The organism is Dyadobacter sp. 32 (assembly GCF_902506755.1).
Classification (GTDB): domain Bacteria; phylum Bacteroidota; class Bacteroidia; order Cytophagales; family Spirosomataceae; genus Dyadobacter.
Genome location: NZ_LR735258.1, coordinates 6,768,188 through 6,780,855 on the forward strand (window position 1 = coordinate 6,768,188; position 12,668 = coordinate 6,780,855).

At 45.3% G+C, this 12,668-nt stretch carries 11 protein-coding genes; 5 read left to right on the forward strand and 6 right to left on the reverse strand.

Going from position 1 to position 12,668, the window contains the following annotated elements:
* Positions 1–49: 49 nt before the first annotated feature.
* Together DYADSP32_RS27660 and DYADSP32_RS27665 are read right to left on the reverse strand one after the other, a co-directional pair.
* Positions 50–1,582, reverse strand: a complete 1,533-nt coding sequence (locus DYADSP32_RS27660; RefSeq protein WP_149239730.1) for a SulP family inorganic anion transporter — start codon at positions 1,580–1,582, stop codon at positions 50–52.
* Positions 1,583–1,941: 359 nt separating this feature from the next.
* The gene (locus DYADSP32_RS27665) at positions 1,942–2,721 is read right to left on the reverse strand and encodes a hypothetical protein (RefSeq protein WP_149239729.1); all 780 of its coding nucleotides are present in this window, start codon (positions 2,719–2,721) and stop codon (positions 1,942–1,944) included.
* Between the two features lie 380 nt (positions 2,722–3,101).
* On the opposite strand from DYADSP32_RS27665, the gene DYADSP32_RS27670 reads away from it, so the two are divergent.
* From DYADSP32_RS27670 to DYADSP32_RS27690, 5 genes are all read left to right on the forward strand, one after another.
* Positions 3,102–5,147, forward strand: a complete 2,046-nt coding sequence (locus DYADSP32_RS27670) for a histidine kinase (RefSeq protein WP_149239728.1) — start codon at positions 3,102–3,104, stop codon at positions 5,145–5,147.
* Positions 5,144–5,905: a LytR/AlgR family response regulator transcription factor gene (locus tag DYADSP32_RS27675; protein WP_149239727.1), complete on the forward strand. Its 762-nt coding sequence runs from the start codon at positions 5,144–5,146 to the stop codon at positions 5,903–5,905. Before DYADSP32_RS27670 ends, DYADSP32_RS27675 begins: the two co-directional genes overlap by 4 nt.
* Before the next feature lie 291 nt (positions 5,906–6,196).
* Entirely contained in the window at positions 6,197–7,591 is a 1,395-nt protein-coding gene (locus DYADSP32_RS27680) for a purple acid phosphatase family protein (RefSeq protein ID WP_149239726.1), read from the forward strand.
* 140 nt (positions 7,592–7,731) lie between these two features.
* Positions 7,732–8,013, forward strand: coding sequence for a hypothetical protein (locus tag DYADSP32_RS27685; protein WP_149239725.1), 282 nt, complete (start codon positions 7,732–7,734; stop codon positions 8,011–8,013).
* Positions 8,014–8,401: 388 nt separating this feature from the next.
* A complete protein-coding gene (locus DYADSP32_RS27690) occupies positions 8,402–9,694 on the forward strand; it encodes a hypothetical protein (protein WP_149239724.1) in 1,293 nt (430 codons plus the stop codon).
* 43 nt (positions 9,695–9,737) lie between these two features.
* Here DYADSP32_RS27690 and DYADSP32_RS27695 read toward each other — a convergent pair whose 3' ends face one another.
* From DYADSP32_RS27695 to DYADSP32_RS27710, 4 genes are all read right to left on the reverse strand, one after another.
* On the reverse strand, positions 9,738–9,998 hold the full coding sequence (locus DYADSP32_RS27695) for a T9SS type A sorting domain-containing protein (protein ID WP_149239723.1): 261 nt from the start codon (positions 9,996–9,998) through the stop codon (positions 9,738–9,740).
* Positions 9,999–10,036: 38 nt separating this feature from the next.
* Complete coding sequence (locus tag DYADSP32_RS27700; RefSeq protein ID WP_149239722.1) at positions 10,037–10,573, reverse strand: hypothetical protein; 537 nt, start codon at positions 10,571–10,573, stop codon at positions 10,037–10,039.
* A 154-nt stretch (positions 10,574–10,727) separates the two neighbouring features.
* Positions 10,728–11,627: an NAD-dependent epimerase/dehydratase family protein gene (locus tag DYADSP32_RS27705; RefSeq protein ID WP_149239721.1), complete on the reverse strand. Its 900-nt coding sequence runs from the start codon at positions 11,625–11,627 to the stop codon at positions 10,728–10,730.
* Between the two features lie 9 nt (positions 11,628–11,636).
* A complete protein-coding gene (locus tag DYADSP32_RS27710; protein WP_149239720.1) occupies positions 11,637–12,578 on the reverse strand; it encodes a nuclear transport factor 2 family protein in 942 nt (313 codons plus the stop codon).
* Positions 12,579–12,668 lie beyond the last annotated feature (90 nt).

The following is a 12,668-nucleotide window of genomic DNA, read 5'->3' on the forward strand; positions in this document are numbered from 1 at the left end:
TTAACCTATTCCCAGGTAAAAGCAGTCATAGCTGCCGGCAGGCAATTCGCTACTCAACGGCAATTTTATATTTTGGGTCCTCCATGATATTGATCTCTATTACCGACTCCGCATTTTTCAACAAAGCCCTGCAATCGTCGCTTAAATGCCTCAGGTGTAGGCTTTTCCCCTCTTTGGCATAACGTTCTGTAAGTCTGTTCAAAGCCTCAATGCCCGACATGTCAGCTACCCGGCTATCTTGAAAATCAATAATGACATGCTCAGGATCTCCGGCAGGATCAAATTTTTCGTTGAAAGCTGCAACGGATCCGAAAAAAAGCGGGCCGTAGATTTCATAATGTTTTGTACCGGTTACGTCGATATACTTTTTCGCCCTGATTCTTTTGGCGCTTTCCCACGCAAAAACCAATGCCGATATGATCACGCCAATGAGCACAGCCAGGGCCAGGTTATGTAGTAAGATGGTGATCCCCGCTACCAGCATTCCGACCAGAATATCCTGCCTGGGCATTTTGTTAATTATTCGAAAACTGGCCCATTCAAATGTACCAACGGCCACCATGATCATAACGCCTGTCAATGCTGCCATCGGAACTTTTTCGATGATTGGAGCTCCAAACAAAATGATCATCAGGATTGTAAGGGATGCGATAATACCCGAAAGTCGGGCACGCGCTCCTGCCGAGAGGTTTACCAGGGTCTGTGCGATCATGGGACATCCACCCATCCCGAAGAAGAAACCATTGATGATGTTAGCGGATCCTTGTGCTACACATTCTCTGTTACCGTTTCCTCTGGTAGCGGTTATTTCATCCACCAGATTGAGCGTGAGCAGCCCCTCGGTAAGGCCTACGCCTGCCATAATCAGTGAATAAGGGAAAATGATGAGCAGCGTATCCAGACTAAAAGGGATATCCGGAATGTGAAACGGTGGCAAGCCACCACTGACCGAGGCGATATCCTTGACCGTTTTAGTATCGATTTGAAACACCAGCACAATAACAAACACGCAGATAATGGCAACCAGGGAGGGCGGTAAGGCTTTTGTGAAGCGGGGGAGCAGTAATATGATCCCGATCGTCAGCAAAACTAACCCGCTCATGATCCATAACGGAGAGCCCGAAAGCCACATGGTCTGCCCATTTTGGACGGTTTGGAACTGCCCTAGCTGGGCCATGAAAATAATTATGGCCAGACCATTCACAAAACCATACATCACCGGTTGTGGCACCAGGCGCACAAACTTCCCCCATTTGAATATGCCCACAATCACTTGCACCAAACCAGCACCAGCCACCGCCGCAAAAACGTATTCGATGCCGTGCGATTTCATAAGCGCTATCAGTACAACGACCGTGGCACCTGCTCCTCCCGAAATCAATCCAGGCCTGCCTCCGAAAACCGAAGTGACTAAACCCATGATAAAAGCGGCATACAAACCCACGAGTGGTGGAAAACCCGCCAGAATCGCAAAGGAAAGAGACTCGGGCATCATGGTCATTGCCACGGTCAAGCCGGCCAGTATTTCTGTTTTATAATCTATTTTTTGGGAGAAATCGAAAAAATTGAAGTATGCCCTCATTCGGAATCAATAGTCCTGGTAAGTAACTGTTGAGCAAATATTATTAACTGTAATTGTCAATTAATCCTGCTTGGCCACAAACTTACTGGATTGGGCCGGAAGACTATCGGGTTTATCGCTTTAAGTTGGAATTTATTGCCAAAACAGTGGCAGAATCTTCGTTCTGGCTTTTAATAAAAAACTCAGAAAGCCAACCCCCGTATACATGGGGCGTTGGCTTTCTGAACCTTCTTTGTAGTATTATCGGATACTGCTAAAGACACTGAGAATCATAACCAAAAGTGTAAACAGGAGTAGTAGGGCACGGCCCCTCCATACGATTCGGTTGACTATTTTTTCAAATTTATCCCATGTATCACCTACCTACACTTTGCCAGCAATTGTGTTAAAAGCGCCATTGCTTTTTCTTTGTTGACGGCATCATCATCACTCAGATCTACTGTTACAGAGATCTCCACACCGTTATCCAGTACATAGAGGCAGTGTTCTACCGAATTCCAGCTTGCAGCCTCACCAATTCCCGATACCTCTACGTATGCTTTTGTGACCTTTTCAAAAGCTCCACCCATACTTTTGGCAACGGATTTTTGAGTTCCCTTGTCGATGTTCATTTTGTCCAGCTTTTCTACCTGCTCGTTGACCGTTTTGTTGCCCGATTTTTTATCAAAGGCGTCGTTCATCGCCTTGTCAAGTTGCTTCAATTCTTCGTCAGTTGGAGCGCGATGCGTCATTTGAAACGACTTCAGTGATCGGGCTTTGATACCATTCAGTTGAATCATGTTGTCTGTTGGGACTTCCATATCAATCCCTGCATCTTTCAGGCTCCTTTTTCGGTCGCTTTTCCAGGCATATTTGACATTATGATAATCGGTGTTTTTCATGGCGGTGAAGTACGTCACTTTGGCTTCGCCAGCCGGTAGCTGGGCCAGTGCCGCCGCCGCCTCCATCGTGAGCAGTTTGTCCAGCTTATCGGCATATCCCAGCAGGCAGGTATTGCCGCCTTTCGCATCAGGGTCCGTATTTGTAAGCTGCTTATTCTCAGAGGAATTCTCCTGGGTTGATTTATCGCTTGCATTCCCACAGGATAATGCAATCAATGCGCTCAAAATAGCCGGTACAGCGGCAAGCATAACTCTCATATTTTCTAATTTAGGTGTTATGATTAATTGGTTAAAAGGACGAATCAAAGTGAGGTAAACGCAACCCATCGGTCATTAGCTTTTCCCTGAGCAGTATGGTTTACTTCAATTGGTATACTTTCGACAAACACGTCCATTGTCCTATCGGCTTCATCCGTTCGATGTTCTGCCAAATATGAGTGCCCGTAACCTGAATTGAAACATAGAGTTAGCAGCTAACCTTTTTCGCATAGTAACTAGTAAGATCGGCTTCCTTTTTTATGCAATGTGTATGATACCAGTGTATTGCAGGTCAATTACTCATCCAGATTTATGGCCTGCTAAATCCGGCCGACATTTGTTGGTAAACCCATTAGTTTTGTGATCAAAATCCGGATCGTATGTTTCTCCGACTTGTGTGGCTTATTTTGTTCAACAGTACGATCGTATATGCGTATGCACAGGATACTCTTGCCCTGAGCAGTATAGCAGATAGTGAATCATTGTGGCGGACCGGAAAGGTGTTCATCAGCAATTCGCAGGTCGCGAATGTTGCCGAAGTCCGTTTAATCAAAAACTGGATCCGCCTCGACACCCTTCCATTTACACCGGAGCATGACATCATTTGGCTGAAAACAACCGTCCGAAATGATTTACCCGTAGCCGCCTTTTTTGATTTCAATTTTAACGCAGCCGACAGCATCACGGTTTTTGCCCAAAATGCGGATACAAGTTATGTAGTTTCCACTGGCCCTTACACGAGTGTGCGCACCTGGCTCTATCCGGAGAAGCCCGGACTGGTTCCTGTTTTTTGTCAGCCCGGCCAGTCGTTTACGCTCCATATCCGGCTATGGAGCGACAAAGGAAGGGCGTTATCCGTCATGCATGCCTATGTGCAAACCCGCAGATACAGTCTGAACGACTCCGTTGAAAGCTTCCGGAATTTTGTGGGCAGGATTGAGTTTAACGGTTTTTTTCTCGGCGCGGTGACGTTTGCCATGCTTTTCTTTCTGTTTATATTTCTTAAAGTTCGTGAGTCCGTTTTTTTGCTTTATGCGCTTTACCTGCTGGGAGCGGCTGTGTATGCGCTTGTAGTCAAAACATTACCCTATTCGTTTCTCGCACGAATTGCCTACCTCAATTATCCGCTAACCTACATGCTCGGTGAGCCCGTCCAGTACCTGTTTTTTGCGGTATACCTGGCGTTTGGTAAATCCCTGCTTGATATTGACCGTCGTTATGGCTGGCTCAACAAAATCATCCGATATTTCATTATCATTTTACTTTCGTCAGGACTTCTTCTGCTGGCCTACAACCTGTTCCATTTCGACTACCAGTTGCAAAAAAAGGCCTTTATAGTGTCAAGAGTAGTCATTTTACCCGTATCGCTTATGCTGCTGATATGGATTGTTTTTGCAGTAAAAAATCCCGTGAAATGGTTTTTTATTACCGGAAGCTCTTTCTTTATAACCGGCGGACTACTATCTGTGATGGTGGATCCCAAAAGCAGGCATTTGTTTTTTGGAGAGATAGATGCGAATCCGATTGTTTTTTTCAAGACCGGCATCCTTCTGGAGAGCCTGTGTTTCGCACTCGCCCTCGGGTATAAAATCCGTGCGGCCCAGATAGAAAAGGAGGAGGCTTCCAAAGCATACATTGACCAATTGGAACTGAATAAGGAAATGGCTGCCTCGGAAAAGGTCCGGCTGGAGAAAATGGTAACCGAACGAACCGATGAGATTGTGGAAAAGAATCGATTTATTGAACAACAAAAGCAACTTCAGATTCAATCGACTTTTTCAAAACAACTTTCAGAAATGGAGATGACGGCGCTGAGAAGCCAGATGAACCCCCATTTTATATTCAACAGCCTCAATTCCATACGGTACCAGATACTCAAAAAAGATTACGACAGTGCGGCCACCTACCTCACCAGGTTTTCGAAGCTCCTTCGTTATATACTTCAGAACTCACGAGAAAATGTGATCAGTCTTGCGGAAGAGATTGAGATGAATAAATTATACGTACAGCTCGAAAGCCTGAGGTTCAGCCAGGGGTTTGAATTTCATTTGCGTATATCTGAAAAAGTTGAGATTTGTGAAATTATGGTACCTCCGATGTTTCTCCAGCCCTATGTCGAAAATGCGGTTAAGCATGGTTTGGTGCCCAGTAAGAATCCATTAAAGACCTTACAAATAGCAATCTCGCCTAGTGACGAGGGCTATCTGATTGTGGTAGAAGACAATGGTATCGGAAGAAAAGCAGCGGGTATGCAATCCACGTTGCATGACAAGCAAAGCCTGGGCATGCAGATAGCTCAGGAGCGAATTGAGCTGTTTAATATCAATTTTCGCCCGCATATCGATATTCGGATAGATGACCTTTACGAACAACAGCATGCCAGTGGAACCCGCGTTACTTTCACTTATAAAAACAGTAAAGAATGACCTACTCAGCCATACTGATCGATGATGAAATCCACTGCACGGAAAGCCTGGCGCTAATGATGGAAGTGGTGGCCCCGGAAATGAATGTGGCAGGGAAATTCAACGATGCCGAAAAAGCGCTGAAATTTTTACAGAATCAGCACGTCGACCTTGTTTTTCTGGACATAGAGATGCCTGAGTTAAACGGTTTTGAGCTACTCAACCGATTGGAGTCACTCTCCTTCGACGTTGTTTTTGTAACGGCCTATGATCAGTATGCCATCAAAGCATTCACTTACAGCGCCATTAGCTATCTGCTGAAGCCCGTAGATGAGGATGATCTGCGGGACACGCTCGACAGATGGCGTGACAAGAAAAGCAAATCCGTATTGCCCGGCCAGATCCAGCTTTTGCGTGAACTGCTGACCTCTACCGGTAAGCTGAAAAGCAGAGTGGCACTTCCGACGAATGATGGTCTGGAATTTCTGGATATTCAAAGTATTACCCGCTGCGAAAGTGAAAGCAACTACACCCGTATCTACTGCGTCGACAAAAGTCGTTACCTGATCTGCCGTACGCTCAAAGACGTGGAGAAAGTATTGCAGGAAAACGGGTTTATCCGGGTTCATCATTCTCATCTGATCAACCCGCAGTATATCCGTAAATTTATCCGTCACGACGGGGGCTATATTGTGATGGAAGACGGCCAGCAAATATCGGTATCCCGAACCAAAAAGGATCGCCTTTTTGAGTTATTTGCCAATGTGGGAAGACTTTAAAATGTTGGTGCAAACCGCATTTGCCACATTATGTGTTACTTATGGTCGCGGCAACCAACATGCGCTAACGGTCTTCGTATAATCCTTTGTCTGCCGAGTAGTTATGCAGCGGAGCCTTACTTTTCGGTTGGGCCGGTCTGCTTGTCACAACAATAATCCCCTGGGCCGGAAGAGTAGCTGCCGGATATATTAAGTTATTGTTAAGCCCGGGTATTGCAGCTTCTTCGTTGTAATTTTACGAAGCCAGGACACACCACAGATGGAAGGGATACTTGAAACTAAATAATCTTCATGAAGCATATTGATACACGCTCGATTTTTTCGTTGGTTTTTTTAAGTATGCTCTCATCGCTGTTGCATGGGCAGACCAACAAATCTTATCCTCCATCCAGGTTTCCAGACCGCGTAATTCTGGGATTTAAAGGAAATCCGGCAATTTCTCAGGCAGTAAACTGGCGTACGGATTCAACAGTTTTAAAGGCGGTGGCGGCCATTCATGAAGCCGACCCGTCCCCGGATTTTTCCAAAAATGCCAGGATTGTTGATGCGTATACCCATCAGGTTGATATAGACGGTAAAAAGGTGCATTACCATGAAGTAGATTTCAAGGATCTTAAACCCGAAACGCAATATGTGTACAGGGTAGGCGATGGCACCTATTGGAGTGAGTGGTTTCATTTCAGGACGGCCGCCGATAAAAATGCACCGGTGTCCTTTCTTTATTTCGGAGATGCGCAGAACGATGTCCGTTCTCTGTGGTCCAGGGCCATACGAGGTGCGTTTACTACGCTTCCAAAAGCGAACCTGATCATTCACGCCGGTGACCTGATCAACAGGGCCAATATAGATTATGAGTGGGGAGAATGGTTTGAGGCGGGTGGATGGATCAACGGCATGGTGCCTTCGCTTTCGGTGCCGGGCAACCACGAATATTACAAAGACGAAAACCAGAAAAGTACCGTTTCAAAGCACTGGAAGCCTCAGTTTGCCTTGCCTGAAAACGGTCCGGAGGGTCTTGAGGAAACCGCCTATTACATCGATTATCAGGGGGTGAGGTTTGTAGCGCTTAATTCTCAGGAGGCTATTTACAGTGCCGACGTGCTCGAAAGGCAGGCATCGTGGTTTGAACAGGTGTTAAAAAATAACCCGAACCGCTGGACAGTGGTTGTGCACCATCACCCCATTTATTCAACAGCCAAGGGGCGGGATAATGCCAAATGGCGTGAGAAAATGGAGCCGCTCTACAAAAGATATCATGTGGACGTGGTGTTGCAGGGCCACGACCATACCTATGCCCGGGGGATCAATATGGCACTTGGGCAGAGCAGGAAGAAACCCGACGGCCCGATTTACGTGGTATCGGTGAGTGGTCCAAAAATGTACCAGCTGGGCCTTGAAAACTGGATGGACAGGGCTGCATCCAATACACAGCTATACCAGGCCATCACCGTGGAGGATAATAAATTGTCGTTCAAAGCCTATACCGTAAATGGAGATACCTACGATGCTTTTGATCTGTTGAAAGACAAGAAGGGGAAGAATACGCTGGTCGAACTTTCCGGGGGGCTTAAAATGCAGGAACGCCTGAACCTGCCTTATAACTTGCAAAAGAGCTTCAAAGATGCCGATCTGATAGAGTACAACGACCGTTTTCAAAAATACAAGAACCGAAAGGGTATCAAGTAGTTTTTCGACCGGAATCTCCTCTTTGGTAATCTATTTGGGGGCTGAGGTGCTCAGCACGGATACATTTATTACCATTTCGTTAAGTGCATGTCTGTATAAATTTCCTTCCTAACTTTGCCCGCAGGAATATTATTACGACCATGACACACGAAAAAACTTTCACACTAGAAACAGGAAGATCGGTTAAACTGATAACCAAAACGGATGTTAAATGCCAGGGAGGCACGGACATTGAGGTGTTGATCAAGGAGCCCAAAGAGGAAAATTATCGGCTTCCGATTGGCAAAACACACCCGAAATACTGGAAATTGAAAGGGCTTGATGCCCGCAAAACCCGCATGCTCCAAATGAGGTACAGCGGAATCTCTGACAAACAAATCAGAAAAGCGATCAAAGAATTTAATGAACTACTCATTTCCTAGTTCAGAACCTTTTGGAAAGTGCACCTCCCTTAATTGAAATTCCTGTGCAGCAAAATAATATTGCAGGCCATGATCTAATGCATAATTTGGGTTAGATAAAAGCGTTCAAAGCATCCAGGTGTCAGCTTATGATCTGGGGTTTGCTTATTTGGCTGGATATTTATTGGCTATTCTGTTAAAACCTGCGTACTCCATATAAACAGTAGTTTATTTTGGAGTGATTTTGTTTTATAGATACCGGACGGTAGTCCATCTGCTGAATTTCAAAAGGTATCAAAACAACATAATCGATCTGAAAAGCAGATGGTAGGAGTTTAGTTAAATTTGTAATGATGGTTTTATGACACTTTTGAGGTGCTTGCTACTTATTTATTTGATCCCTGTTTCGATGGGTTATGCCCAAGAAAATGCATCCGGGGCAATCTTGTCCAACAATGAAATAGCATTTCTGGAAGGAATGACCAGGGATGTTCTGGAGGCTTCCCGTATCCATCCCGACCAGTTTATTTCTAAAGAATTTGGTTCGAACAAAACAGGGGGGACGTTGATTCGTCCCGGGGGAAGAGATGCTTATCCCTCTTTCTGGATCCGTGATTATGCCATGTCTCTGGGGACTGGACTTATTCCGGTGAAAGAACAGCTGCACATGCTATTATTGACGGCATCAACACAAAGCGATCAGGCCTGGATAACGAAAGGCGGTAGTTTGGTTCCCTACGGCGCTATCGCCGATCATATTCGAATCGATACCGGTAAGCCGATTTATTTTCCCGGAACATATAGTTATGAGGGACAGGGTACACCCGAGTGGGGGCAGTTGCCGCCCTATTGCGATCAGTTTTATTTTGTTCACATGGCCCACCAGTACGTGAAGCAAACCGGCGATTTTAAAATATTGCTAAAAGAAGTGAACGGAACCCGGATGATTGATAGGCTGAAAGCTTCATTTCATCTACCACCTTCCGATGTGGTGAACCACATGGTAAACGCAACGGAGGCGTTAAGAGGAGTAGATTTCGGTTTCCGGGATGCTCAGACCATTACAGGCAGTCTTTGCTTTCCTTCCATTCTGAAATATCAGGCTGCCAAAGAATTATCAGAAATGCTGCAGATGATAAAAAGCAATGAATGGAAAAAGTACCGGCAGATTGCTGCCACCATCAAAGAGACCTTGCCCGTTTTGTTTATGGATGACAGAGGTATGTTGCTTGCTTCAACCGGGAGAAGCAAGCAGCCCGACGTATGGTCTACTGCCTTGGCCGTGTATCTGGACATCCTTGTGGGGGAGCGTTTGAACAAAGCCACCCATGTACTTGCCATGGCTTACAAGGCCGGCACATTGAGTTACAAGGGTAATATCCGGCACATACTTACCACGGATGATTTCAATGAAAAAACGGCCTGGGAGGTTTCACTTTCCGCTAAAAATACCTACCAGAATGGCGCATACTGGGGTACCCCCACCGGATGGGTGTGCTATGCCATCAACCTTTCCGATCCACAGTCAGCCAAAGCCCTTGCCACAGAATATATGGATGACCTGCAAGCCAACGACTACAGAAAGGGAGGCAAATTTGGCGCTCCTTACGAATGTTTTAATCAAAAGGGCTACACACAAAACCCCATCTACCTCACCACAGTGGCCTGTCCGTTGATTGCATTCAGGAAAATGGTAAGGTAGGGGATATCCGTTTTAATTTCCAAATTCCATTTAAACCAATCAGCTATGGATCGCTGATTACAAAAGTTACAGCCGAGTGCTGGTTTCCCGAAACGATTTTTGCAATGAAGACACCTGGCCTAAGCGCCGGCAAGTCCGATAGCGGAATCCGTTTCGTATTTCCCAGGACATACTCCGTGTTTTGGTACAGTAGCCTCCCCTTCACATCGGCAATGCTTAATTGAATCTGGCCGGAACTGTCGTTTCCCTTTATCTGCTGGAAGCTATTACTCTGGGCGCCTGGATCAATCCAATATAGTAGCATTGAGGTGAATGAGCATCCACTATCAATGTTCGCTCTATCTAGTGTAGTTTTCGTGTATGTTCAGATAACCGGACGATCTTTTCGTCTTTGATCTGCAGGTCGTTGATCGTAGAAACAGAATCCTTCACGCCTGCTTTGGTTTCCCAGCTCTGGGTGTACCAAAGTGTCACCCATTCTTCACTTTTATCTTTTGAAATCACAGATTCAAAATCGCCCATTTTTATTTTAACGGTTTTGTAGTTGTTCCAGCCATTCGTCAAAAACACCTTCAAACTATCTCTGGTCATGTTTTTGTCCAGGCCGTCGAATTGAACCCGGACAGAGTCTCCGAAATATTTTAATGATTCATCCATTTTTCCTTCCTCCCAGGCCTTTAAACTTTTTAAGGCGATCATGGTATTGGAGGTGCTTCCTACTTCCCAGTTATCCGGATGTTCGACAGTGTAAGGATAATTCACACTTGTGGCAGCTGACGCCTCTTTGGTCTCGCTTTTTTGTTCGTTGCAGCCGTATAAACCGGCCACGATTAAAGCAAATGGTAAAAGACCTGCTAAGAGTTGTTTTTTAGTTTTCATTTTTTTAGGCTTAAATGTTAGATTTGCGAAATTTTAATTACTGAGGAAATGATCGTTTAGAAGCATAGATGAAGCATTCAAACAGCCCGATTATTCCTGAATTTTTATAAAGCTGCGTCACCGTCAATTCTGGCAATGGTTAATCTGTGACTCTTTACCAGCCTGAGCCAAATGCCCAGATCGGTCTGCGCAACTTATTCAGATAAATCACATTGCCTTCCTGCACCGGTTCCTGTTGATTCACCATCCGGCTGAGATCCGAAACCGTAAATGTTTCGCCACTTAGCAGAAAGTTCTTACCATGTAATCCACTTGATATTGCAGTTTTGTAGACCGCTTCTGCTATTGTTTCCGCGTCCATTACGACAACAGGAAGGTTCATGTCATATAACATCTGTACAAATGGATCCGCGATTTTGTTTTTGAAAAGTAAACCGGAACCGCCCATCGCCTGGTCCTGGAGGCAAGGAGTTACGTTGCCAATGACCAGCGTAGGTGAAACCGAACAGACCTCAAACGGCAGGTTCGGGTTTTCTTGCAGGAACTTTTCAATCACCTGGTTGTAGATAAATTTTCCCCGACCCGAAGAATGATCTGTCTGATGGGTAAATTCAGGATCGGTTTTATCGACAGCTATGTACGGAATTCTTTCTTTCGCTGGCACGCCGAAATTGGTGTTGTAATCCGGCACCGACGTCATCAAAACTACCTTTCTGATGCCGGGTGTATTTTTGACAACCTCCAGTAAATTTTCAGTTTCTGTGATTGTTGATTCGACAATCTGTATCTTCGGCTCCCGAATATCAAGGTTCAGCGGCGCACCCCCATGTATCACAACATGGCAACCGTTGACAAACTCCCGCAGCGCTTTTTTATCAGTCACATTCCTTGTGCAGATTTCTACACTTTGAGCGAAGCCCTTCATATGACCGTGCCTGACCCCGGGTTCTCCGTTCATGGGTAACACTTTGACCTTGAATCCGTTGGTCAGAAATGTTTTAGTGATATAACTGCCTATGAAGCCACCTCCGCCAATGATCCCAGCTGTTTCCATACACCATTGTTATTTGGTCAGCAAGGACTCACTGTAATAGGCAACTTCAGCGACGATCTTTCCGTTTTCATCAAAGCTGTTGCTGAAATGCATCGGCACCACAATCTCTTTTTTATCTGATTTGCGCACCAGGTTGTATTTCCACCAGGATAGTACTTCGCGGCCATTATCCATTTCATATTCCAGGTAATCGGGATAGCCGATCATGTCTATGCTTTTAATTTCGAAATCGTTCAGGAATTTCTGCCAGGCAACCTTTATTTCCTTTGTAGTGGCCGATTTCCCTAATTCACTGTTGATATCTGTAAACCGGGCATCGCTGCTGTAGTAGCTGAGGGATTTGTCGAGATCACCTTTTTCAAATGCATATGTAGCTTTACGTACGGTATTGATATTCTCGTGGTGATTAAAGATTTTTCCGTTGGTCCTGTTCGAATGACTTTCCCCGATCTCGTCCAGTACTTTGCCATTGCTGTAATTGATGATGGTTTTGATTTTGCTGTCCTTAGTAAGCTTGTACAGGCGGTGTGCGGCGGCGTCCAGTTTTACGCCCGTCGCCTTATGAACACCTTTTAAAAGAGTCCAGGTTTGCACCCATACTTCCCCATCTTTATTATCCTTTTTGTATTCTACGGCATCCGGATAAGATCCTGGATAAGGATCTATTGCATAATAATCCAGTTCGCGTTTGTAACGCATTGCCAGTTTAAGGAATGGTAATTTGGCTGTTCCCGGATCGTTGTATGTGCTGCCTGTACCGTTGAAAGACTTAAAGTCCTCGGTCAGATAGCCTGCCATTTTTGCTGAATCACCACTTACAGTGGCTTTTATGAACTCGTCTACCAGGTTAATGGCCGGATGTTCGTGGTAAACGATCCCATTTTCCTTTTTCTGAGCAAAGGCGGTGATCATGCCTGAAAAGGCAAGGGAGAGGAGCAGAAGTTTTTTCATTTTCGTTGTAGTAAATGGATTTAACATTTGGCGCAATGAACCTTACCGGATAGCCTGTGTAGTCTTAAGCAATCAGGAGAATTAATCGCG